A 22,021-nucleotide genomic window follows, 5' to 3' on the forward strand; every position below is an offset into this window, starting at 1 on the left:
AGGATTCTTCATGTTCGACGACGCAGAGGTCACCGTCGAACTCGTCTCCGGCCACCTCAGGGTCACACAGCCCCACGAGATCGCCCTGTACGCCGGGGCGTTCGCCGAACTGGCCGCCCTGGCGGTGTCCGGCAAAGCCGCACGCACATTGATCACCAAGGCGATCCAAGCCGTCGATGGCCAGTAGCGCCCTGACGGCGCGCTGCCATTTGGAGGCGCGGTGGAGCAGATCATGAGCCGTGGCGGCAGTTCGCCTGCTGTCGTATCGTCCCGGGATGGCGAGGACATTGCGGCTGGCGGTCGCGCAAAGCACGGTGCCTGAGGATCCGACCGATCCGAGGAAGCTACGGGCGAGTGGGGCGGAAGTGCGCAGCCTGATGCGGGAGGCCGCCGCGGCCGGTGCGCGACTGGTGCAGTTCCCAGAAGGAGCGATCACATATCCGAGCAAGCACGTGATGTCTTCCGGCTCGCCTGGAACACTGGCAGTGGCGGACTGGAGCCGCGTCCCTTGGGACGTGCTGCGCGAGGAGGCCGAGTCGATCGCGAGCCTGGCCGGAGAGCTTCGCCTCTGGGTGGCCTTCGGCTCGATCCACCCACTGACCTCGCCGAACCGGCCGCACAACAGCCTGTATGTGGTCAGCGACCGGGGGCACCTGGTTGCAGGGTATGACAAGCGATTCTTGTCGAACACCGAGATTTCTTTCATGTATTCGCCCGGTTCGTCGCCGATCGTCTTCGAGATCGACGGGATCCGGTTCGGGTGCGCTCTGTGCATCGAAGCGGAGTTCCCCGAGGTGTTCGCTGAGTACGAGCGACTGAACGTGCACTGCGTACTGTTGTCGGTGATGGTCGACGACGCGGCCCGAGCGGTTGTCGCACAGGCATACGGCAGGCTGTACGGCTACTGGCTCGGGTACTCCGTCCCGGCCCAGTTCAGCGCAACTGTGCCCTCAGGGATCGTCGCACCCGGCGGTCGCTGGCTGGCGCGCTGCCCGGGGGACGGCCGGTCGGCGCTGGCCGTGGCCGATCTCGACCTTGACGCGACAGATGAGGATATTGATGTGTCCGTTCGCCTCGCCCGGCCATGGCGTCGCCTGGCACGCGCGGGGCTCTATGACGACCGGATGGTGCGGGGGGATCCTCGGAGCGAGACACGCACGGCGTTCTGATCGGGCGACCGTGGCAGTCGGCGAAAGGCTTCGGCGCAACAGGCAGGACGGCGTACGTTCCCGGTAAAGAAGCCGCCTGTCCTGATTCTGAGAGAGAGTCCAGTCCATCACCAGTTGGGTGTGACGCTTGCGGAAGAGGTAGGCGAAGCGGTCGGAGGTGATGAGGGCGGGGCTGGGTACAAAGCCGTGCCCACTGCCAATGCAAGCCGTTGGCGCTCACGAACTTTTCATCGTGCGGGAGCGACCAATCATGGAGTCGATCATTACGGAGGCCGTTGATGACTTCGCCCTTGGCTGTGGCACCGCCGCTGGCCCGCCCGAACCGGTCCAGCCGGCTGAGGGGTTTCGGGCTGATAGCTCTTGGCATCGCGCTGGGTGCGACGCTGTCCGTCGCGGCGCGGTGGCCGCAGTCCGAGGTGGTCTACCGCAGCGATCAGCCGGCCACCGTGGCGTACGACGACGATTCAAAGCATCTGCTGGCCTTGGTTCGCGAGAGCGCCCTTCTCGGGGAGTCGCACCAGATCCTCGTCGGCCGGGATCCCAGCCTTTCCTACGGCCACCGGGTGGACATCGAAACGTCCGCCGACTCCATCAAGACGACCACGTGGACGACCGCTGGGGTGCGGGTGCTTTTCGACACCGGCCATGAGCTGTTCATCCCCGCCAGGTATTTCATCGGCGGCCGGTGACCCGGACAGGGCCAACGCCCATCCTGGCCCAGCTGGTCGAGGACGCGATCCCGCGCTGGGCCACCCGGCTGGAGCGTGTTTCCGCGGAGCCCGAGGAACTGGAGGAGCGGGTGCGGGCGGTCGGGGCCGTAGCTTTGGTTCCGCGACAGAAAAGGGGGGATTCCGTTGGAGGCCAGGGACAACCTTAGCCTCCGCGAGTCGTTTCTGGGGGCCGAGTGATCAACCGGAACCCATAAGGACCCGGACAAGATCGTCACTTTCCTTGTCTGCGAGCCACCCCCAAGCAGCGAACATGTTCATTAAGATGTTCATCGACATGTTAATGAACATGTCGAGTGGAGGGAGCCTGAACTCGTAGTCGCGGGACTCCTGGGCCCTCGCCGCGCAACACCACGAACTCGTTCCATGCTGTGAAAGTCGACCCACCGCCCAGGATGCGAAGGTCAACGGGAAAGTTTGTGTCCGGACGCAGAGGAATTCGGGGACCGCTTGAGGTGGTCTGACCCTTGATCCGGGTCAGCTTGCCTCGCGGAGCGGCTGAAACTGAACGTTGAGCCGCACTTCGAGTGCTTCAGCGAGACGTTCCAGCATGGGGATGGTGGGCATGGTGCCTCCGGCCTCGAAGCGCGCGACCGCGGGCTGCTTGAGGCCGGTCCGCTCAGCCAGTTCAGCCTGCGTAAGCCCGAGTTCCTCGCGGCGCTGCCGTACCGCCTCCCCCAACTCGAACCGAAGGCGAGCGGCCTCATAAGCGGCACCGGCACCTGGACGGCTCATGATCTCGGCACGCTTGTCGGCCCACGCCTTGCGCTCAGCCATGGCCATCACTCCTCGTCTGCCGTGTGCGCCTCGGCGATACAGCGCTCCACGGCCCGTATCGCCCGCTCGATCTCACCGGCCTCGCGCATCCGCTGCTTCTTGAACACCGTGAGCAGGATGATCCTCCTACCCGAAGCGATCCAGTACGTGATGCGCACAGCCTCGCGAGAGAGATGCGGCCGAGGCGGATCATCCGCGGTGAGAGGCCGGGGCTGGTCACGGTTGGGCCTGAGCCCTGGCGGGATCGTGGTCGGCGAGGAGGTTACGGGCGGCCCGGCCGAGCATGCGACCGTTCATTCGTACGGCTTGAGCGCGCGGCATGAGCCGGGTCATCACCCGCATCAGCCTGCCGGGGATGTGCATGGTGCGGCCTTTGAGGAAGGCGGTCATGAACTCGGCGACGGCCCTGTCGGCCGGCTGCGGCCGGATCGGAAGGCTGGAGCGGTCCAGGCCGAAGGCTTCGATGATCGGGGTGTCGACGTTTCCGGGCAGCATCACGGTGACGGTCACGCCGGCGGGCGCGAGTTCGTGGTGCAGGGCCTCGCCCAGGTTGAGCACGTACGCCTTGGCTGCGCTCTCGTGTGCCATGTTCGGCAGGCCCTGGAGTGCGCCGTGCGCGGAGACCAGCACGATGCCGCCCCGGCGCTGGGCGTGGCCGCGGGCCACCAGCCGGGGTGCGAAGGCGTGGACCAGGTCCAGGTGGGTGACGGCGTTGAGGGTGAGACGGTCGTGCAGGTCGTCCAGTGACTGATCGAGCAGCCGCCCGGGGCGGCCGCCTCCGGCGTTGGAGACGAGCAGGCCGACGTCAAGGTCTTCGGTCGCCTTCACGATCGCCAAGGCTCCGGCCGGTTGGCTGAGATCGACGGTGACCACTCGGTGCGCGATGCCGTGGTGGTGGGACAGCTTCTCGCCCAGTGCGTGGAGCTTGTCGGTGGAACGGGCGGCCAGGACCAGATCCAGACCTGCTGCGGCGAGGTGTTCGGCGAAGGCTTTGCCGATGCCGGAAGAGGCTCCTGTGACCACTGCCCAGGGCCCATAGGATAAGATTTCAACCATGGTTTAGACTGTAATCTAGACTCTGGTCGAAATTCAAGACGGTAGGCTTTCTCGCCGTGAAGAACCCGCCCGCGGATCTGGCCCAACGCCTGCTCGACGTCAGCGAGCACGTGCTGCACACCGACCCTCCTCTCCGGCTGGAGGACGTCGCACAGCTGGTGGGGGCGTCGCGGGCAACGCTCTACTACTACTTCTCCGGCCGCGAAGACCTGCTGGCGTTCCTGCTCACCGCACACTCCAAGCAAGGAGCCCAGGCGGTGCAGACCGCGACGACGCCCGGCGACCCTCCCGAGTCGCGGCTGCGGGCGATGGTGTCCGCTCTGGCGGAATATCTCGGCCACCACCCCGGAACATGCGCCGGTCTCCTAGGCGCTGTGGGGGCCAGCGGCCGGATGAGTGAGGTCCTCGCGGCCAACGACACCTGGATCGCCGGCCCGCTACGCGATCTGCTCGCCGAAGGCCGCAAGACCGGCGCCTTCGACGTCGACAACGTCGCCGATGCCGCCAACACGATGCTCGGCGGCCTTCTCCTGGGCGTCTTGGGCCGGTCGATGGCCGGAGCCGACGCCACCGACCCCACATTCCGCGCCCTGCTCACCGAGCAGACCGTTCGCGGCGTCCTGACCCGCTGATCGGGAACAGTAGGCTCATCCCGGTGACCCGGTGGGCCAGGCTGGAGTTGATGCCCGACATGTACGGCTTCATGGGCCGCGAGTTCCCCAAGCTCCTCGACCAATGGGATCGAGAGCGCAGCTGACGGCCGAGCACTGTCCAGGGCGAGGGCTGGCGGCCTTATGACGGAGGCGGTCCCGCCGAGGGGAACCGCCACGCGGTGCCGTGGCCGGCCGAACGGCGGTTGTCAGCAGGTCGTAAGGATTGAGCACGCCGCGTCGCCCTACTGTCGATCACGTGGCCCAAATTGTGATCATTGCCAAGGAGCCGGTGGCCGGGAGGGCCAAGACGCGGCTGACCCCGCCGTACAGCCCGCACCAGGCCGCTGCCCTCGCCGAAGCCGCTCTCCGCGACAGCCTGCTCGCCGTCTCCACAACGCCCGCCACCCAGCGGGTACTCGCCCTGGACGGGCTGCCGGGCAGCTGGCTGCCGCCCGGCTTCGTGGTGATCCCACAGCGCGGCTCGGGACTGGATGAGCGTCTGGCGGCGGCGTTCTCGGACGCGTACCGGCTCCGGCCGGAAGCCGTCGTGCTGATCGGCATGGACACCCCGCAGGTGACTCCCGCTCTGCTGAGGGAGGCGGTGGAGGCATTGGAATGTCACGACGCCGTGTTCGGCCCGGCCGCGGACGGCGGCTTCTGGCTGCTCGGCCTGCGCGAGCCGGATGCATCGCTGCTGCAGGGGGTACCGATGTCCCACCCGGAGACCGGCAAGCTCCAGCTCGACCGGCTGGATCAGGCTGGACTCAGCGTCCGCCTGCTTCCCGAGCTGACCGATGTCGACACCGCGGCGGACGCCGTCGCGGTGGCCGAGCAGGCGCCCGGCTCCCGCTTCGCCGCCACTCTGCGAGAGCTGGGCCGATGATCGGGCAGCTCTACGGCGACGCGCTCACCGGAGCGTCCGCCGAGCTCGAGTACGTCGACGGCACCCGCGTCGCACTGGAGACCGCGCGCTGGTTCGAGCCGGTCGACGGCGACGAGGCACTCCTCAGCAGATGCGCCAGCCCGACCCTGGACATCGGCTCGGGTCCCGGCCGGCTCACCGCCGCGTTGACCCGTCGCGGCGTTCAGGCGCTCGGCATCGACATCAACCCTCGCGCCGTCACCCTCACCCGCAGGGCGGGAGGCTTCGCCCTGCTCCGGGACGTCTTCGACGAGGTCCCGGACAGCGGCCGGTGGGCGACGGCGCTGCTCGCCGACGGCAACATCGGCATCGGCGGCAACCCCGAGACGCTGTTGCGCCGCGTCAGGCAGTTGGTCCGGCCGGGCGGCGAGGTCCTGGTCGAGGTCGCACCGCCCGAGACGAGGAGCCGGGTCGACCGGGTACGGCTGCGCCGCGGCCCACTCGCCGGGGACTGGTTCGGGTGGGCGACCGTATCGGTGAACGACATCCAGCGCCTGGCGCGCGCTACGGGATTCCCCGTCGTGGACAGCTGGACGAGGCACGGCCGCTGGCTGGCCTGCCTGAGCTAGGAACCCGCCACGGTCCAGGGCCTGCACCCGCAGAGCGTGCGCCTGACGCCTACATGACGCCAAAGCGCGCCGTCCCGGATTGAAATGACGCCATGATGGTGTCATCATGGCGTCATGGACCTTGCGCCGTATGTTGCCTACCTCCGCCGCGAACTCGCGATCGCCGCCGGGGCGGGCGGCGAGGAAGCCCGCGCGCTGGCGGAACGTCTCACCTCGACGCTCGAGTCGGCCACCCGGCTCGCGCTGCTGGAGGCTCTTTCCACCGCCGCGGACGAGATCACCCAGGACCTCGCACCGGGCTCGGTCGAGGTGCGCCTGCGCGGACGCGACCCTGACTTCGTCGTGACGCCACCGCCCAGCGCCCGGTCGTTCGAGGATGAAGGCGAGATCGGGCGAGCCGAGAGGCCGCCTGCCCCGCCGCCGCCCCCGGACGCCGACGAGGGCGGCACGTCCCGGATCTCGCTCCGGGTCCCCGAGCACCTCAAGCCTCGCATCGAGGAGGCGGCCACCCGGGATGGGCTGTCGGTCAACGCCTGGCTGGTCCGCGCCGTCTCCGCCGCGCTCGCCCCCGGCGAGCCGGGCCGCGGCTCCGGCCGCCGCCCGACCACGCAGAGCGGCAACCGCTACAGCGGGTGGGTGCGCTGATGACCACACCGATCCACAACGAGGGGAACGCCATGCGGACCTTCGACACCCCAGAACCCATCCTCGCCATCATCGACCTGGCGACCGCCAACGTCAGGATCGACGCGAGCGAGCGCACGGACACCGTCGTGGAGGTCCGCCCGAGCGATGAGCTCAACGACGCCGACGTGCAGGCCGCCCGGCATACCCAGATCGTTTACGTCGACGGCAGGCTGCTGGTGCGGACGGACAAGGAGCAGCCCGGCTTGGCGTCCGGCTGGGGCCTGTCGCTCGACAGGCTCATCGAGTCGCCCAAGGACTGGGCGCGCTCGCTGCTGCTCGGACCGGGCTCGATCGACGTGACGGTCAGCCTGCCGGCGTGCTCCCGCCTCGACGCCAAGTCGGAGGCGAGCTTGCGCTGCCGGGGCCCGCTCGGCGAGGTCAGCTTCACCACCTCCTATGGCGGCGTCCGGATCGAGCAGGCCGGGCGGCTAAAGCTGAAGAGCACCTACGGCGACATCTCGGTCGACCGCTCATCCGGACACGCCGAGGTCACCGGGAACCACGGCAGCATCCGCCTCGGCGAGATCGACGGCACGGCCGCGGTCAAGACCTCCCACGGCGACGTCCGCCTCGGCGAGGTGACCGGCGAGCTGCGGCTGAGCTCCGCCCACGGCGACATCACCGTCGATCGTGCCCTGGCCGGCGTCGTCGCCAAGACCGCATACGGCAGCGTGCGGATCGGCGAGATGGTGTCCGGCTCGGTCGTCATGGAGACCACCGGCGGCGGACTGGAGCTCGGGATCTCCGCGGGGACCGCCGCCTGGCTGGACGTGAGCTCGAAGTACGGCACCGTGGACGTCTCTCTCGACTCCAGCGACGGCCCCGGCCAGTCGGATCAGGTCATCGAGGTGCGGGCCCACACCACCCACGGCGACATCGCCATCCATCGTTCCTGACGACCAAAGGAGATTGTGATGCCAGACGCGATCATGGCCGAGGGCCTGGTCAAGAAGTACGGCAACGTGACCGCCCTCGACGGCATGGAGCTGAACGTCCCGGAGGGGACGGTGTTCGGGCTGCTCGGCCCCAACGGCGCCGGCAAGACCACCACCGTGCGGATCCTGACGACATTACTGAAGCCGGACGCCGGGCACGCCCGGGTGGCCGGGTTCGACGTCGTCCGCGACGCGCCCCGGTTGCGCGCCCACATCGGCGCCTCAGGCCAGTACGCCGCCGTCGACGACCATCTCACCGGCGCCGAGAACCTGGAGATGGTCGGCCGCCTCTACCACCTCGGCGCCAAGCGCAGCCGGAAGCGCGCCCGCGAGCTGCTGGAGCGCTTCGACCTGACGGAGGCGGCCGACCGGCCGGTTCAGGGCTACTCCGGCGGCATGCGGCGGCGGCTCGACCTGGCCGGCGCGCTGGTCGCCCACCCGCCGGTGCTGTTCCTCGACGAACCCACCACCGGCCTGGATCCGCGAGCCCGCGTGAGCCTCTGGGACGTCATCGGCGAGCTCGTCGCGGAAGGCACGACCGTGCTGCTGACCACCCAGTACATGGAGGAGGCCGACCGGCTCGCCCATCGCATCGCGGTGGTCGACCACGGGCACGTGATCGCGCTGGGCACCGCCGACGAGCTGAAGGACCAGGTCGGCGGCGACCGCATCGAGCTGGCGGTCACGAGCGCGGCCGACTTGCGGACCGCCTCACGGACGCTGGCGCCGCTGGCCGTCGGCGACATGCGGCTCGACACCACCGCCTTGCGGATGACGATCCCGGTCACTAGCGGTGCGGCCGCGCTGACCAGCGCACTCGGCCACCTGGCCGCCGAGCGCATCACCGTACGCGATGCCGGCCTGCGCCGGCCGACCCTGGACGACGTGTTCCTGAGTCTCACGGGACACCAGGCCGACGAGAAGATCGAGGAGACCGCCCGATGAACGCCCTGCAGATCGCCTTCGCCGACGGCGCGACGATCGCCAAGCGCAACGCCCTGAAGATCCGGCGGGCCCCCGACCTGCTGGGCGGCGTGGTCACGCTTCCGATCGTGTTCGTGCTGCTGTTCACCTACGTCTTCGGCAGCATGATCAGCCTGCCGGGCATGTCGTACGGGGAATACCTGCTCCCCGGGATCTTCGTCATGACGATCGTCACCAGCGCGCAGATCACCGGCTACACGCTGACGCAGGACCTGCAGAAGGGCATCTTCGACAGGTTCCGCACGCTGCCCATGTCCCCCTCCGCGGTGCTGATCGGCCAGACCGTCAGTGACGTGATCATGAACCTGACCAGCATCGTCACGATGGTGCTCGTCGGGCTGCTCGTCGGGTGGCGCATCCACAGCTCTCCGCTGGAGGCCGCCCTGGGGTTCCTGATGCTGCTGCTGTTCGCGTACGCCTTCTCTTGGGTGACGGCGACGGTCGCGCTGGCCCTGCGCACCCCGGAGGTCTTCAACAACGTGGCCACCATCCTGTCGTTCCCGCTGGTCTTCCTGTCCAACGCCTTCGTCGACAGCACGCGCCTGCCCGGGCCGCTCAAGCCGATGGCCGAATGGAACCCCGTCTCCACTCTCATCCAGGCGGCACGCGAACTGTTCGGCAACACCAGCCCGGCCATCCCCACGCCCAGCGCCTGGCCGATGCAACACGCGGTGCCGGTGTCGTTCCTCTGGTCGGTCGTGCTCCTGGCCATCTTCGTGCCGCTGGCCACGCGGCTGTACAAGAGAGCCGTCAGTCAATGAACTCGATGACCACACACGTCTCCGGCCTGGATCGTGAGCGGGCGGTGGAGCTGGTCCAGCAGGCGTACGCGGAGGGCCGGCTCGACCCGGACGAGCTGGAGCAACGCCTCGAACTGGCGCTTACCGCCACCTCCTCCCGGGAACTGGAACCGATCCTCGCCGACCTGCCGCCGGACGAGGCGGTCAGGATCGAATCCACCGGCGGGCGCATCCTGCGATCAGGCGACTGGCACGTCCCGCGCCACCTGCGCATCGACTCCGAGTACGGCCGAGTACGGCTCGACCTGTCCCAGGCCCTCATCCCGCACTCGCAGATCAACATCGAGCTCCGGCTTGCGTACGGCAGCGCCAGGATCACCCTGCCCGCCGGCGCCAGCGCGAACGCCGACGGAGTACGAACCGAATGGGGCCGCGTGATCTGCAAGGCAGCGGGCCGCCCACGCCCAGGCGCGCTGCACGTCCACATCACCGGAGAGCTCCCCTACGGGCGCCTGACGATTCGCAACTCGCGCATGTGATCCGGCTGATGCCCTCACGGCCCGTCACACCCGCCGGAGCGGATGCGTCAAGGACCCGTATAGACGGATGCGGTGGTGGTGCTGTTACGGTATAGCGCGGTGCGCCGGGAAGCCTGGTCGGCAAGGTCCCATCCGTACGACTTCTGCGGAGGCTCCCTGTGGGCACCCTGCTGACGGCTTTCGCCGCCTTGCTCCTGCTCGCCGTGCTCGTCTCGAGCCTGGCCCATCGCACGATCCTGTCCACCGCCGCGCTCTTCCTGGTAGCCGGGTTTGTGCTGGGCGACGGCGTGCTCGGCGTGGTCTCCGTCAGGCCGGGCGACGAGCTGGTGGGCACGCTGGCCGAACTGGCGCTGTTCGCCGTGCTCTTCACCGACGGCATGCGGGTCGGCTGGAAGGACCTTCGCAGCGCATGGCGGCTGCCAGGGCGCGCCCTGGGCTGGGGCCTGCCGCTCACCCTGGGCATCACCGCCGTCGCCGCGCACTACCTGCTCGGCCTCGGCTGGATCGAGTCGCTGCTGATCGGCGCCATCCTGGCCCCGACCGACCCGGTCTTCGCCGCCGCGCTGGTCGGCAACGAGAAGGTGCCGCCACGGCTGCGGCACCTTCTCAACGTGGAGTCCGGCGTCAACGACGGGCTGGCGTTGCCGTTCGTCATGCTGTTCCTGGCCATCGCCGCCGGCTCCGAGGACCTGCATATGGGTGAACTCGGGCTCGAGCTGGGTCTCGGCGTACTGATCGGCGTGGCGGTGCCGTGGGTGGCGATCAAGCTGGAGCAGACCCGCTGGTTCTCCGCCTCCACCCAGTACGAGCCGCTCAACGCGCTGGCCATCGGGCTGCTGGTGCTGGCGCTGGGCAAGGCCACGCACGGCAACCTGTTCCTGGCGGCGTTCGCCGCGGGCATCACGGTGGCGACGTTCGGCGAGCGGCAGCGCGAGTCGTTCGAGCACTTCGGCGAGCTCATCGCCGAGCTGTTCAAGCTGGCGGCGCTGCTGCTGTTCGGCGCGCTCGTCACCCCCGCCCTGCTCGGCGCGGTCGGCTGGAAGGGCTGGCTCTTCGCGATCCTGGCGCTCGTGCTGGCCCGACCGGTCGCGATCTGGCTGTCCTTCCTGCGCTCCGGGCTGTCGGTGCGCGAGCAGGCGGCGGTGGCCTGGTTCGGGCCCAAGGGGTTCGCCTCGGTGGTGTACGGGCTGATCGTGCTGGCCTCCGGCATCGCCGCCGCACAGGAGGTCTTCCAACTCGTCGCGGTCACCATCGTGCTGTCGATCCTGCTGCATTCGTCCACCGACATCGTCATCGCCCGCGGCTTCGACGACGAGCGTGAAGTCCCGGCGTGGTTCGGTGTCACGCGTCGGCTGCGCGGGCGGTCTCCGGGTGATTCCGCGTCATGAGGCTCCGTACCAGGCCTTTCCTGGATCGTTTTCACCACCCAGCGCAGGTCATCGCCACCGGCTTCGGCGCGGCCGTCCTGCTCGGGACCCTCCTGCTGTCGTTGCCCATCGCCACGACCTCCGGCATCCCGGCGGGATGGCTGACCGCGCTGTTCACCGCGACGTCGGCGGTCTGCGTCACCGGCCTGGTCGTGGTGGACACCGAGTCGCACTGGTCGGTGTTCGGCGAGGTGGTGATCGCCGCCCTCATTCAGGTCGGCGGGCTGGGCATCATGACCCTGGCCACGCTGTTCACCGTGCTGGTGGCGGGGCGGCTCGGTCTGCGTGCCCGGATGTTCGCCCAGGCCGAGACCAAGACGCTGAGCATGTCCGATGTGCGGCGGGTTGTGCGCAACGTGGTCGTGTTCAGCCTCGTCTGCGAGGCGGTGGTGGCCGTGATGCTCACCCTCCGCTTCCTCACCGGGTACGGGGAGCCGTTCGGCCGCGCCGTGTATCTCGGCGGCTTCCATGCGGTGTCGGCGTTCAACAACGCCGGCTTCGCCCTCTGGCCCGACAACCTGATGAAGTTCGTCACCGACCCGTGGATCTGCCTGCCGATCGCCGCCGCGGTCATCGTCGGCGGGCTCGGCTTCCCCGTGGTGTTCGAACTTGCGCGCTCGTGGCGGCACCCGAGCCGCTGGACGGTGCTCACTCGCGTCACGGTCGGAGTGACGCTCGTCTTACTGGTGGTCGGCACGCTGGTCTTCCTGGCCACCGAGTGGCGTAACCCGCATACCCTGGGCAGGCTGGATGGTCCCGGCAAGGTGCTGGCCGCCTTCTTCACCGGTGTCATGCCACGCACGGCCGGATTCAACAGCCTGGACATCGCCCAGATGTATCCCACCAGCCTGCTCGCCACGGACGCGCTGATGTTCATCGGCGGCGGCAGCGCGGGCACCGCGGGCGGGATCAAGGTCACCACGTTCGGGCTGCTGGCCTTCATCATCTGGGCCGAGCTGCGCGGCGAGCCCCGGGTGAACATCGGCCACCGGCGCCTGGCCGAAAGCGCGCAGCGGCAGGTGGTCTCCATCACGGTGATCAGCGTCGCCCTGATCGTGTTCTCCACCTACGTGCTCCTCGCCTTGACCCCGCACAGTCTGGACCAAGTGCTGTTCGAGGTGATCTCCGCGTTCGGCACGGTGGGACTGTCGACCGGGATCACCGCCGATGCCACCCCCGCCGGGCACGTGCTCTTGGTGCTGCTCATGTTCATCGGCCGGATCGGCCCGTTGACCCTGGGCTCGGCGCTCGCGCTGAAAGAGCGGGCGCGCCACTACGAGCTGCCCGAGGAGCGTGTGATCGTCGGCTGACGTGCGTTGAAGAAACTGGACAGCGAATGGCCTGGGAACTGGTCAGGCGAAGAGCCGACACTCGACGAATGCGATCAAAACTTGCCACCCTGTTCCTCGCCACGCTCGCCGCCGGCAGCTGCGTCCTCGCCGCCGCCTCTCCCGCCTCGGCCTCGGATGCGCAGGTCGGCAAACGTAAATGGATCAGCGCTGAGAGTGGCTGGCAACGTGCGGGCGTGTTCGTCGAGCCCGGCGACCTCGTACAGGTGCAGCACGTCGGTGGCCGGTGGACGGTCGACCACCGCAAGTTCCCTTATGTGAGCGCGCGTGGGTACCCCTGGCACATCGACCGCGAGATCTATCAGGGGTGCAAGATTCTCGGCAACCACACGTACGGCACACTGATCGGGAAGATCAACGGACACGTCTTCAAGATCGGACAGCTGGCCGCCTACCGGGTCCACGAGGAAGGCTTCCTCGAGTTGCGCATCAACGACGACGACCGGTGTCTCCGCGACAACGACGGCGCCGTTCGCGTGAAGGTCTCGATCATCGACGAGGGCTAGCGCGTATTGACGCTAAAGGGCAGGAAGGATACATTCCGGTAGATTTCACAGCCGTTCAGGGGAAATCCGGTGAGATGCCGGTGCGGACGCGCCACTGTATCCGGGACACAGATCCCGGGAGCCAGGTCGCCTGGGCTGTTGTGACCTCACAGATCGGGACGCGTCATCCCTGAGGAGGCACTGATGAGTGGCCTGTCCACTTCCACCACCATTCCCCTGCCACGCCTGCGGCTCTGGCTGCTGGCCGTACCCGTACTGCTGCTGATCGCCTATCTGGTCCTCATGGACAACGGGGCGATTTCCCAGACCGGCGCCTTCCTCCACGAACTCATGCACGACGGGCGCCACCTGCTCGGCGTGCCGTGTCACTAGGGGCAGGCATGATCCGGACCCTGATGGTCAGGGGGCTGCTGCTCGGCCTCCTGGCCGGGCTCGTCGCCGGCGGATTCGCCTTCGTCTTCGGTGAGCCGCAGATCGACAGTGCGATCGCGCTGGAGGAGGCGGCCACCGCGGCGGGATCCGAGCCGGAGCCTGCCGGGCACAGCCAGGAGATCAGCCGGCCGGTGCAGAAGGCCGGCCTGTTCCTGGCCACCGGGCTGTACGGCCTGGCCATCGGCGGGGTCTTCGCCCTGGTCTACGCCGGGCTGCGTGGCCGGGTCGGGCCGCGGAACGAGGGCGGGCTGGCGCTGAGCGCCGCGGGTATGGCGTTCGTGGCCATCATTCTCGTACCGTTCCTGAAATATCCGGCCAATCCGCCCGCGGTCGGCGATCCGGCGACCATTAACGGCCGCACGTTCCTCTACGTGGTGATGGTCCTGGTGGGCCTGGCTGCGACCGCCATCGCGGTCGCGGTCGCCCGGCGGATCACGGCCGGATCGTGGCAGCGCTGGATCGGCGCGGTGGCCGCCTTCCTCGTGCCGGTGATCGCCGCGTGGGTGGTGCTGCCGACCGTCAACGAGGTTCCTGAGGGCTTTCCCGCCTCCCTGCTGTGGGAGTTCCGGGTGGCCTCGCTGGGCACGCAACTGGTGTTCTGGGCGGCGTTCGGGGTGCTCTTCGGGTGGGTCTGCGACCGGGCCGCCCGGCGTGCCGAAGCCCTGGCCGCAGCCTGACCGGGGTGCTGTTCGTCCGGCATGCCAGCACGCCTGGCATGCGCGCTGCCCGCTTTCCCGCCGACGAGGACGCGGACCGGGCGGACCTGATCAGGGCCGCCTCCCTGGCCGGGCGGCTCGGGAACGCGTCTGTCGCGTGGGTCTCGCCTGCTCCGGCCGCCGCGCAGACCGCCGCGGCGCTGGGGTGGGAGCCGCGTCCGGTCGCCGCGCTGGCCGAGGCCGATCATGGGCGTTGGCGCGGCCTGCCGTACAGCCGGATCGCCGAGACCGAGGCGGAGGCCCTGGCCGCCTGGCTCGCCGACCCGGACGCCGCGCCGCATGGCGGCGAGAGCCTGGCACTGGTGGCGTCCCGCGTCGCCGGGTGGTTGGAGTCCGTACGGGACCAGCATGACCTCGTGGCGGTCTGCGATGCCGGCGTGATCAGGGCCGCACTCGGCCACGCGCTCGGCCTCGACCCTTCACGCGCCGCCCGCTTCGACCTCGCGCCGCTGTCCACCACGCGGCTCGCGCCCGGCGCCGGCGGGTGGCGCGTCGTTCACGTCAACTGGAAGGCCACGTCGTGACCATCACCTATCCGTTCAGCGCCGTCGTCGATCTTGCCGACCTGAAGCTGGCCCTGCTGCTCAACGCCGTCTCATCACGCGTCGGCGGGGTGCTGGTACGCGGCGAGAAGGGCACGGCCAAGTCCACGATCGTCCGCGCCCTGGCCGCCCAGCTGCCCGAGGTCCAGGTCGTGGCCGGGTGCCGGTTCGCGTGTGATCCGGCGGCGCCCGACCCCGGCTGTCCCGACGGGCCGCACGAGCCGGGCGAGCAGCGGGCCGTCCGGCCGGCGGCGCTGGTCGAGTTGCCGGTGGGCGCTTCCGAGGACCGGCTGGTCGGTTCCCTGGACGTGGAGCGGGCGCTGACCGAGGGGGTGAAGGCGTTCGAGCCGGGATTGCTGGCCGCCGCACACCGGGGCGTCCTGTACGTCGACGAAGTGAACCTGCTGCACGATCACCTCGTCGACCTGCTGCTCGACGCGGCGGCGCTGGGCACCTGCTATGTCGAGCGGGAGTCGGTGTCGGTACGGCACGCGGCACGCTTCCTGCTGGTCGGCACCATGAATCCGGAGGAGGGCGAGCTGCGGCCCCAGCTCCTGGACCGCTTCGGGCTGACGGTCGAGGTGCGGGCGTCGCGGGATCCGCAGGAGCGGGCCGAGGTGATCCGGCGCAGGCTCGCTTTCGACGCGGACCCGGAGGCCTTCGCCGGCCGGTGGAGGCCGGCGGAGTCCGAGCTGGCCGGGCGGATCGCCCGTGCCAGGGTGCGGCTCCCCGAGGTGCGGCTGCCTGATGCCAGATTGCGGCAGATCTCGACGGTGTGCGCGGCGTTCGAGGTGGACGGCCTGCGGGCGGATCTGGTGACGGCCAACGCGGCCATCGCGCATGCCGCCTGGCACGGGCGGGACCGCGTGACGACGGAGGACGTGCGGGCGGCGGCGCGGCTGGCGTTACCGCATCGGCGGCGGCGTGATCCGTTCGACGCGCCGGGGCTGGATGAGGAGTTGCTGGACCGGTTGCTGGAGGAGACTTCGGGCGATGACGATGACGAGCCGCCCGGCAGTGGCGCGGACCCCGAAATTTCGGGACCTGAGCCGGATGCCGGGTCCGGTGCGGATGGTGACGGCGGTCGGCAGGATCCGGCGGCTCGCTCACCTCGCGACGAGACGGCGTCCGAGCGCGAGGTTCGGAACCGGGCGGACCGGCCCGAGCTCGATGCGGGCGCGGTCGAGCGCGACCCAGGCAAAGGGCCCGACGGTCAGGTCGAGCGGACCCCAGGGAAGGGGCCCGGCACGAGTCAGGTCGAGCCCGACCCCGGCGCGGGGCAGGTGGCTGCCATGGCGGCGCCGTACCGTGTGCCTCGTCTGGAGGTGCCCGGCGTCGGCGAGGGTGCGGCGGGACGGCGCTCGCGCTCGCGCACCCCGCGCGGCCGGGCCGCCGGCTCCCGGCAGCCGGAAGGCCGCCTGCGCGACCTGCATCTGACCGCCACCCTGCTGGCCGCCGCCCCTCACCAGCGACAGCGGGGCAGAACCGGGGCGGGGCTGCGGCTGCGTCCCGAGGACCTGCGCGAGGTCGTCCGCGAGGGCCGCGAGGGCAATCTGGTGCTCTTCGTCGTCGACGCGAGCGGCTCGATGGCCGCGCGCAGGCGGATGACAGCGGTCAAGACGGCGGTGCTGAGCCTGCTGCTCGACGCCTACCAGCGCAGGGACAAGGTCGGTCTGGTCACCTTCCGCGGCGACAGTGCCAGCGTGACGCTCCCGCCGACCTCATCGGTCGAGGCGGGTGCGGCCAGGCTGCGTTCGTTGCCGACCGGCGGGCGTACGCCGCTGGCGGCCGGGCTGGTCGCGGCGGCCGAGGTGCTGCGGGTGGAGCGGCTGCGCGATCCGGCCCGGCGCCCGCTGCTCGTGCTGGTGACCGACGGGCGCGCCACGGCGGGCGGCGACGTGGACCGGGCCGCCGATCTGCTGCGCGGCACGGCGAGCGTGGTCGTGGACTGCGAGGGCGGCCCGGTGCGGCTCGGGCTGGCCGTACGGCTGGCCGCCAGGCTCGGCGCCGCGCTGCTGCCGCTCGATTCACTGGGCGAGCTGGGCTCGGTGGTACGCGACTATCGGAAGGTGGGTTGAGATGCCTCAGGGCAAGCCGGAGCACGTGCCCGACGACGGGCTGACCACACGGCAACGCAGGTCCAGGCCGTTGCTGATGGTCCACACCGGGCCGGGCAAGGGCAAGTCGACGGCGGCGTTCGGCATGGCCCTGCGTGCCTGGAACCAGGGCTGGCCGATCGGCGTGTTCCAGTTCGTCAAGTCGGCCAAGTGGCGCATCGGCGAGGAGCGGGCGCTGAAGGTCCTCGGCGCCGGCGACGAGGGCGGGCCGGTCACCTGGCACAAGATGGGCGAGGGCTGGTCATGGATCCAGCGGCCGGGGACCGAGGAGGACCACGCGCGGGACGCTCGTGAGGGCTGGGAGCAGATCAAGCGCGATCTGGCCGCCGAGACCTACCGTTTCTACGTGCTGGACGAGTTCACCTACCCGCTGAAGTGGGGCTGGCTGGACCTGGACGACGTGCTGGCGGCGCTGCTGTCCAGGCCGGGCAACCAGCACGTGGTGATCACCGGGCGGGACGCGCCGGAGCGACTGATCGAGGCGGCCGACCTGGTGACCGAGATGGGCAAGGTACGCCACCCGATGGACGCCGGGCAGAAGGGCCAGAAGGGCATCGAGTGGTAGTTCCGCGCCTGGTCATCGCCGCTCCCGCGTCCGGCAGCGGCAAGACGACGGTGGCGACGGGACTCATGGCAGCGCTGCGGGCGCGCGGGATGCAGGTGTCGCCGCACAAGGTGGGGCCCGACTACATCGACCCCGGCTACCACGCTCTGGCCGCCGGCCGGCCGGGCCGCAACCTGGACCCGTGGCTGACCGGCGAGGAGCGGGTGACGCCGCTGTTCCTGCACGGGGCGCGCGGGTGCGACATCGCCGTGGTCGAGGGCGTCATGGGGCTGTTCGACGGCAAGGGCGAGACCGACACCGTGCCGGACTCGGGCACATCGGACTTCGTGCCGGACTCGGGCACATCGGACTTCGCCTCGACGGCGCACATCGCCCGGCTGCTGGACGCGCCGGTGGTGCTCGTGGTGGACGCCGCCCGGCAGAGCCGGTCGGTCGCCGCGACCGTGCACGGCTTCTCCACCTTCGACCCGCGGGTGCGGGTGGGCGGGGTGATCCTCAACCGGTTGGGGTCGGACCGGCACGAGGAGCTGTGCCGGGCCGCGCTGGGGGAGGTGCCGGTGCTCGGGGCCATCCGGCGGGACGACGCCGTGGCGACCCCCTCCCGCCATCTGGGGCTGATCCCCGCGGCCGAGCGCGAGTCTGAGGCGCTGGCCGCCGTGCGGCGGCTGGGCGAGCTGGTGGCCCGCTCGTGCGATCTGGAAGCCCTGGTACGGCTGGCCGCCACGGCTCCCCCGCTGGACGCACGGCCGTGGGAGCCTGCGGCGGTTGCGCAGCCGTACAGGAAGCTCGTTGCGGTGGCGGGCGGGGCGGCCTTCACCTTCGGCTACGCCGAGCACGTCGAGTTGCTGCGCGCGGCGGGCGCGGAGATCGCGGTCTTCGACCCGCTCCGGGACGAACGGCTGCCCGAGGGGACCGCGGCGATCGTCATCGGCGGCGGCTTCCCCGAGGTCTACGCCGACCGGCTCGCCGCCAACGAACCGCTGCGCAAGCAGGTGGCCGCCTTCGACGGGCCCATCGCCGCGGAGTGCGCCGGGCTGCTCTACCTGTGCGAGGAGCTGGACGGGCTGCCGATGTGCGGCCGCGTGCCGGGCGTGGCCCGGATGACGGACCGGCTGACCCTCGGCTACCGGGAGGCGATCTCCGGGACGTCGCTGCTGACCCGTGAGGGCGAGCGGCACCGCGGACACGAGTTCCACCGCACCACGATCATCTCGCCGAAGAAGCCGCTGTTTCGCTGGGCGGGCGGCGCCGACGGCTACGGCGACGCCCTCGTGACCGCCTCCTACCTGCACCTGCACTGGGCGGGCCGGCCGGAGCTGGCTCAGAGGTTAGTCAACTACAGTTGAGTCAACTACAGTTCGGTCAACTATACTTCGACACATGCGTAAACCAGAGCACGTCTTCGACCGTGAGCGGGAATGGGCGAGCCTGGTCTCGTTCGCCTCGGAATCGGGCGCGGGAGCTCGGCTCGGTGTGGTGAGCGGCCGCCGCCGCCAGGGGAAGAGCTATCTCCTGCAGGCCCTGGCCAGCAGTATGGGCGGCATCTACTTCCCCGCACTGGAAGTCACCGAGGCGGTCGCGCTGCGCCTGTTCGCGGATGAGCTGATCAGGTTCACCGGGGCGCCCGTCCCGGCCTTCCGCGACTGGATCGACGCCATCCCTCACCTGTTCGACGTCGTCCGCGAGCGGGCGATTCCTGTCGTGTTCGATGAGTTCCCCTATCTGGTCAAGGCCTCCCCCGAGCTGCCCTCGATCATCCAGCGGGAGCTGGGCCCCGGTGGTTCCGGATCCACCAGCAGTGCCCGAGTGCTGCTCTGCGGCTCGGCCATGTCCGTGATGGGCGGGTTGTTGTCGGGCACGGCACCGCTCCGCGGGCGTGCGGGACTGGAGATGGTCATCAGGCCCTTCGACTACCGCCAGGCCGCCCGTTTCTGGGGAATCGGCGATCCCCGGCTGGCGGCGCAGGTCCACGCAGTGGTCGGCGGGACTCCCGCCTACCGGAGGGAGTTCGTCCGCGGCGATGCTCCGGCAGGTCCCGAGGACTTCGACGACTGGGTGATCAGGACGGTCCTGAACGCCGAGGCGCCGCTGTTCAGGGAGGCCCGCTATCTGCTGGCGGAGGAGACGGAGATCCGTGACCCGTCGCTCTACCACTCCGTCCTGGCGGCCGTCGCCGACGGCAACACAACATCCGGAGGGATCGCCGGCTACGTCGGCCGTAAATCCAACGAGATCGCCCATCCGCTCCGCGTGCTGGAAGACAGCCATCTCCTGATCAAGGAGCGCGATCTCTTCCGGCCGAATCGCAGCTACTACCGGGTGGTCGAGCCACTCATCACCTTCTACCAGGCGATCATGGCGAGGGAGTGGGCCCGCCTGGAGCGCGGGGACGCGGCGACGGTCTGGCGGGGCAGCCGGGCACGTTTCCTGTCTCAGCTGGTCGGCCCCCATATTGAGGTGCTCTGCCGGGAGTACGCCCTGCATAACGACGCCGAGGCCGGTGAGGTGGGAAGCGGCGTGGTCCCCGATCCGGCCAATCGCACGCAGATCCAGATCGACGTCGCCGTGCTGGCGCCCGCCGATCACGGGCGTCCGCGCCGGGTTCTCTCCCTGGGCGAGGTCAAGTGGGATCGCGTCATGGGGGTCGAGCACGTGGCGAGGCTCCGGCGGGCGCGGGACCTGCTCGCCGCCAAGGGATTCGATACCCGGGACGCCGTTCTGACGTGCTACTCGGGGGCCGGGTTCAGCACCGAAGCGGCGAGTGACGTCCGCCTGGTCACCGTCGACGACCTCTACGCGTGATCACTCCTCCTCGCTCGCGATGGCGTTGATCGCCGCCACCGCCATCGCGCTGCCGCCTCTGCGGCCGTGGACGACCAGGTAGTCCAGGTCGCTAGCGGCCAGCGCCTGCTTGGACTCGGCAGCGCCGATGAAGCCCACCGGGAGGCCCAGCACCGCCGCCGGGCGTCCCGCCCCCTCGGCGACCAGCTCCAGGAGCCGGAAGAGCGCGGTCGGGGCGTTGCCGATGGCCACCACCGAGCCGGCCAGCCGATCGCGCCACAGCTCCAGCGCGGCGGCACTGCGGGTGGTGCCCAGGCGTTCGGCGAGGGCCGGGACACCGGGATCCGACAGCGTGCAGAGGATCTCGTTGTCCGCCGGGAGGCGGCGGCGGGTGACGCCGGAGGCGACCATCATGGCGTCGCACAGGATCGGCGCCCCCGCACGCAGGGCCTCGCGGGCGTTCGTCACCACCTTCGGCGACCAGGCCAGGTCACGGGTCAGGTCGGTCATCCCGCAGGCGTGGATCATCCGGACGGCGACCTGGGCCACCTCCGGCGGCATCCCGCTCAGGTCGGCCTCGGCGCGGATGGTGGCGAACGACTGCCGGTAGATCTCGGCGCCGTCGCGGATGTAGTCGATCACTTCTGCCTTTCCTCGTATCCGCCGGAGGTGGCGACCATCTGGACGACCGGCCCGGGCGGCAGCCCGCACAGGCGGTCGCAGCCCGCCCAGTGCACGGGGCGGTCGGTGTGACGCTCATGGACCCAGCGGGCGGCGTCAGTCTGTACGTCGGCCAAGGACTTGGCACAACCGGGGCGGCCGGTGCACGCGGTCACGCCGGCCCAGGGAGAGTTCGGGTCGGTGATGAATCCGGCATCCTCCGGCACACGGGGCAGCACGACCGTGCGCCATGGCGTGAGCCGTACCTCCTCGGCGGCTTCGGCCAGGGCCAGCAACTGACGTGAGGACAGGCGGCCGAGCGGGATCAGAGCCTGGTGGGGGCCGGGTTCGGTGGAGGGTGGGGTGCCGCACCGGGCGGCGCCCAGCTCCGTGCCGAGCTCGGCGGCGATGCGGGCGGGCCCCAGCTCGGTGATGCGCCATTCGGCGGAGCGCAGCCGCAGGAACGCCTCGGCGGCGTCCAGCATCAGCTCCACCGTTCCCGGCAACGCCGTTTCCCGCCCGGCCAGCAGCAGCCGCCCCTCCACCAGGGCCACGTCGGCGGCCAGCCCCGTCTCGCCGATGGCGAACAGGAAACGCCCGGGCAGCTCGGCCAGCTCCGGGCGGGCGCACAGGGCGCGGTCGAGGTCGATGATCAGCTTCCGGTCGACGAGGGGCGAGGCGACGATGTTGCGTACCCGCTCGTGGGTCGGCGAGGGGAGTAACCCGACCGCGGCGATGCGTTTGGCGAAGGCCCCCGGATCCCGCAACGCGCGCACCTGCAAGTTGGCCCGCGAGGTCAGCTCGATCACACCCGAGCCCAGCTCGCTTGCGCACGCCGCCAGCTCGCGCAGCTGCCCGGCGGAGAGCAGACCGCCCGGGGTGCGGACGCGGGCCAGCGGCCCGTCGGCGGCCTGGTGCAGCTGGAGCGCCCCCGGACAGGCGTCTGGATGTGTTCGTCCGGATATGGACACGTTGAGGATGGTAACGCCCATTCCCGCTGCCGTAGGCTTGCCCACAGGCGAAGGCTAGGAGGAAGCCGGTTTGAATCCGGCGCGGTCCCGCCACTGTCACCGGGGAGCGAGCCCCCACCACAGGCCACCGAGAGGGAAGGCCGGGGGTGAGCGGCGATCCGGGAGCCAGGAGACTCCAGCCTTCGTGACACCCGCG

25 protein-coding genes and 1 riboswitch are annotated in these 22,021 nt (G+C 70.0%); of the genes, 21 read left to right on the plus strand and 4 right to left on the minus strand.

Annotated features, from left to right (window positions below; genetic code table 11):
• Positions 1-10: 10 nt before the first annotated feature.
• From Q9G87_RS17315 to Q9G87_RS17325, 3 genes are all read left to right on the plus strand, one after another.
• Positions 11-187 (plus strand): hypothetical protein, encoded by a 177-nt coding sequence (locus tag Q9G87_RS17315; protein WP_305917740.1) that lies wholly within the window; start codon positions 11-13, stop codon positions 185-187.
• Positions 188-275: 88 nt separating this feature from the next.
• Positions 276-1,169, plus strand: a complete 894-nt coding sequence (locus Q9G87_RS17320) for a carbon-nitrogen hydrolase family protein (protein ID WP_305917394.1) — start codon at positions 276-278, stop codon at positions 1,167-1,169.
• Between the two features lie 278 nt (positions 1,170-1,447).
• Positions 1,448-1,858 (plus strand): hypothetical protein, encoded by a 411-nt coding sequence (locus Q9G87_RS17325; protein WP_305917395.1) that lies wholly within the window; start codon positions 1,448-1,450, stop codon positions 1,856-1,858.
• Positions 1,859-2,374: 516 nt separating this feature from the next.
• On the opposite strand, the gene Q9G87_RS17330 is transcribed toward Q9G87_RS17325, so the two are convergent.
• Positions 2,375-2,674, minus strand: coding sequence for a helix-turn-helix domain-containing protein (locus Q9G87_RS17330; protein WP_138712444.1), 300 nt, complete (start codon positions 2,672-2,674; stop codon positions 2,375-2,377).
• A 216-nt stretch (positions 2,675-2,890) separates the two neighbouring features.
• Positions 2,891-3,730 (minus strand): SDR family NAD(P)-dependent oxidoreductase, encoded by an 840-nt coding sequence (locus Q9G87_RS17335; RefSeq protein ID WP_305917396.1) that lies wholly within the window; start codon positions 3,728-3,730, stop codon positions 2,891-2,893.
• 56 nt (positions 3,731-3,786) lie between these two features.
• Here Q9G87_RS17335 and Q9G87_RS17340 point away from each other — a divergent pair, with 56 nt between their 5' ends.
• The 18 genes from Q9G87_RS17340 (at position 3,787) to Q9G87_RS17425 (ending at position 20,215) form a co-directional block, all read left to right on the plus strand.
• Positions 3,787-4,362, plus strand: a complete 576-nt coding sequence (locus Q9G87_RS17340) for a TetR/AcrR family transcriptional regulator (protein WP_305917397.1) — start codon at positions 3,787-3,789, stop codon at positions 4,360-4,362.
• Between the two features lie 277 nt (positions 4,363-4,639).
• Positions 4,640-5,266, plus strand: a complete 627-nt coding sequence (locus Q9G87_RS17345; RefSeq protein WP_305917398.1) for a TIGR04282 family arsenosugar biosynthesis glycosyltransferase — start codon at positions 4,640-4,642, stop codon at positions 5,264-5,266.
• The gene (locus Q9G87_RS17350) at positions 5,263-5,874 is read left to right on the plus strand and encodes a class I SAM-dependent methyltransferase (RefSeq protein WP_305917399.1); all 612 of its coding nucleotides are present in this window, start codon (positions 5,263-5,265) and stop codon (positions 5,872-5,874) included. The genes Q9G87_RS17345 and Q9G87_RS17350 overlap by 4 nt, the downstream gene beginning before the upstream one ends.
• Positions 5,875-5,988: 114 nt before the next feature.
• Positions 5,989-6,519, plus strand: coding sequence for a hypothetical protein (locus tag Q9G87_RS17355; RefSeq protein ID WP_305917400.1), 531 nt, complete (start codon positions 5,989-5,991; stop codon positions 6,517-6,519).
• Positions 6,519-7,457, plus strand: a complete 939-nt coding sequence (locus tag Q9G87_RS17360) for a DUF4097 family beta strand repeat-containing protein (protein WP_305917401.1) — start codon at positions 6,519-6,521, stop codon at positions 7,455-7,457. Before Q9G87_RS17355 ends, Q9G87_RS17360 begins: the two co-directional genes overlap by 1 nt.
• An 18-nt stretch (positions 7,458-7,475) precedes the next feature.
• Entirely contained in the window at positions 7,476-8,441 is a 966-nt protein-coding gene (locus Q9G87_RS17365; protein WP_305917402.1) for an ATP-binding cassette domain-containing protein, read from the plus strand.
• Positions 8,438-9,241, plus strand: coding sequence for an ABC transporter permease (locus tag Q9G87_RS17370; RefSeq protein WP_305917403.1), 804 nt, complete (start codon positions 8,438-8,440; stop codon positions 9,239-9,241). The genes Q9G87_RS17365 and Q9G87_RS17370 overlap by 4 nt, the downstream gene beginning before the upstream one ends.
• A 5-nt stretch (positions 9,242-9,246) precedes the next feature.
• A complete protein-coding gene (locus Q9G87_RS17375) occupies positions 9,247-9,759 on the plus strand; it encodes a DUF1707 SHOCT-like domain-containing protein (protein ID WP_305917404.1) in 513 nt (170 codons plus the stop codon).
• Positions 9,760-9,917: 158 nt separating this feature from the next.
• Positions 9,918-11,147, plus strand: a complete 1,230-nt coding sequence (locus Q9G87_RS17380; RefSeq protein WP_305917405.1) for a cation:proton antiporter — start codon at positions 9,918-9,920, stop codon at positions 11,145-11,147.
• Positions 11,144-12,496, plus strand: coding sequence for a TrkH family potassium uptake protein (locus Q9G87_RS17385; protein ID WP_305917406.1), 1,353 nt, complete (start codon positions 11,144-11,146; stop codon positions 12,494-12,496). The genes Q9G87_RS17380 and Q9G87_RS17385 overlap by 4 nt, the downstream gene beginning before the upstream one ends.
• A gap of 68 nt (positions 12,497-12,564) precedes the next feature.
• Positions 12,565-13,041 carry a hypothetical protein gene (locus tag Q9G87_RS17390; RefSeq protein WP_305917407.1) on the plus strand — a complete coding sequence of 159 codons (477 nt, stop codon included), beginning with the start codon at positions 12,565-12,567 and terminating at the stop codon, positions 13,039-13,041.
• Positions 13,042-13,224: 183 nt separating this feature from the next.
• Complete coding sequence (locus Q9G87_RS17395; protein ID WP_305917408.1) at positions 13,225-13,413, plus strand: CbtB domain-containing protein; 189 nt, start codon at positions 13,225-13,227, stop codon at positions 13,411-13,413.
• Between the two features lie 8 nt (positions 13,414-13,421).
• Entirely contained in the window at positions 13,422-14,150 is a 729-nt protein-coding gene (locus tag Q9G87_RS17400) for a CbtA family protein (RefSeq protein ID WP_305917409.1), read from the plus strand.
• A gap of 5 nt (positions 14,151-14,155) precedes the next feature.
• Complete coding sequence (locus Q9G87_RS17405) at positions 14,156-14,713, plus strand: histidine phosphatase family protein (protein WP_305917410.1); 558 nt, start codon at positions 14,156-14,158, stop codon at positions 14,711-14,713.
• Positions 14,710-16,809 (plus strand): VWA domain-containing protein, encoded by a 2,100-nt coding sequence (locus tag Q9G87_RS17410; RefSeq protein WP_305917411.1) that lies wholly within the window; start codon positions 14,710-14,712, stop codon positions 16,807-16,809. Before Q9G87_RS17405 ends, Q9G87_RS17410 begins: the two co-directional genes overlap by 4 nt.
• A 1-nt stretch (position 16,810) precedes the next feature.
• Positions 16,811-17,413 (plus strand): cob(I)yrinic acid a,c-diamide adenosyltransferase, encoded by a 603-nt coding sequence (cobO, locus tag Q9G87_RS17415; protein WP_305917412.1) that lies wholly within the window; start codon positions 16,811-16,813, stop codon positions 17,411-17,413.
• Between the two features lie 8 nt (positions 17,414-17,421).
• Entirely contained in the window at positions 17,422-18,759 is a 1,338-nt protein-coding gene (locus Q9G87_RS17420) for a cobyrinate a,c-diamide synthase (RefSeq protein WP_305917733.1), read from the plus strand.
• Between the two features lie 34 nt (positions 18,760-18,793).
• Positions 18,794-20,215 (plus strand): AAA family ATPase, encoded by a 1,422-nt coding sequence (locus Q9G87_RS17425; RefSeq protein ID WP_305917413.1) that lies wholly within the window; start codon positions 18,794-18,796, stop codon positions 20,213-20,215.
• Here Q9G87_RS17425 and Q9G87_RS17430 read toward each other — a convergent pair whose 3' ends face one another.
• A complete protein-coding gene (locus Q9G87_RS17430; protein ID WP_305917414.1) occupies positions 20,216-20,836 on the minus strand; it encodes a precorrin-8X methylmutase in 621 nt (206 codons plus the stop codon).
• Positions 20,833-21,825: a precorrin-3B synthase gene (locus Q9G87_RS17435; RefSeq protein ID WP_305917415.1), complete on the minus strand. Its 993-nt coding sequence runs from the start codon at positions 21,823-21,825 to the stop codon at positions 20,833-20,835. The genes Q9G87_RS17430 and Q9G87_RS17435 overlap by 4 nt, the downstream gene beginning before the upstream one ends.
• Before the next feature lie 20 nt (positions 21,826-21,845).
• Positions 21,846-22,019: riboswitch (cobalamin riboswitch) on the plus strand.
• Positions 22,020-22,021 lie beyond the last annotated feature (2 nt).

The sequence above is a fragment of the Nonomuraea turcica genome (assembly GCF_030718205.1).
Classification (GTDB): Bacteria; Actinomycetota; Actinomycetes; order Streptosporangiales; family Streptosporangiaceae; genus Nonomuraea.

Bases quoted from the DNA above. Each gene is read 5' to 3' on its own strand.
- Q9G87_RS17315 (WP_305917740.1), top strand. From the start codon at position 11: ATGTTCGACGACGCAGAGGTCACCGTCGAACTCGTCTCCGGCCACCTC.
- Q9G87_RS17320 (WP_305917394.1), top strand. From the start codon at position 276: ATGGCGAGGACATTGCGGCTGGCGGTCGCGCAAAGCACGGTGCCTGAG.
- Q9G87_RS17325 (WP_305917395.1), top strand. From the start codon at position 1,448: ATGACTTCGCCCTTGGCTGTGGCACCGCCGCTGGCCCGCCCGAACCGG.
- Q9G87_RS17330 (WP_138712444.1), bottom strand. From the start codon at position 2,674: ATGGCTGAGCGCAAGGCGTGGGCCGACAAGCGTGCCGAGATCATGAGC.
- Q9G87_RS17335 (WP_305917396.1), bottom strand. From the start codon at position 3,730: ATGGTTGAAATCTTATCCTATGGGCCCTGGGCAGTGGTCACAGGAGCC.
- Q9G87_RS17350 (WP_305917399.1), top strand. From the start codon at position 5,263: ATGATCGGGCAGCTCTACGGCGACGCGCTCACCGGAGCGTCCGCCGAG.
- Q9G87_RS17355 (WP_305917400.1), top strand. From the start codon at position 5,989: ATGGACCTTGCGCCGTATGTTGCCTACCTCCGCCGCGAACTCGCGATC.
- Q9G87_RS17360 (WP_305917401.1), top strand. From the start codon at position 6,519: ATGACCACACCGATCCACAACGAGGGGAACGCCATGCGGACCTTCGAC.
- Q9G87_RS17365 (WP_305917402.1), top strand. From the start codon at position 7,476: ATGCCAGACGCGATCATGGCCGAGGGCCTGGTCAAGAAGTACGGCAAC.
- Q9G87_RS17370 (WP_305917403.1), top strand. From the start codon at position 8,438: ATGAACGCCCTGCAGATCGCCTTCGCCGACGGCGCGACGATCGCCAAG.
- Q9G87_RS17375 (WP_305917404.1), top strand. From the start codon at position 9,247: ATGACCACACACGTCTCCGGCCTGGATCGTGAGCGGGCGGTGGAGCTG.
- Q9G87_RS17385 (WP_305917406.1), top strand. From the start codon at position 11,144: ATGAGGCTCCGTACCAGGCCTTTCCTGGATCGTTTTCACCACCCAGCG.
- Q9G87_RS17390 (WP_305917407.1), top strand. From the start codon at position 12,565: ATGCGATCAAAACTTGCCACCCTGTTCCTCGCCACGCTCGCCGCCGGC.
- Q9G87_RS17395 (WP_305917408.1), top strand. From the start codon at position 13,225: ATGAGTGGCCTGTCCACTTCCACCACCATTCCCCTGCCACGCCTGCGG.
- Q9G87_RS17400 (WP_305917409.1), top strand. From the start codon at position 13,422: ATGATCCGGACCCTGATGGTCAGGGGGCTGCTGCTCGGCCTCCTGGCC.
- cobO (WP_305917412.1), top strand. From the start codon at position 16,811: ATGCCTCAGGGCAAGCCGGAGCACGTGCCCGACGACGGGCTGACCACA.
- Q9G87_RS17425 (WP_305917413.1), top strand. From the start codon at position 18,794: ATGCGTAAACCAGAGCACGTCTTCGACCGTGAGCGGGAATGGGCGAGC.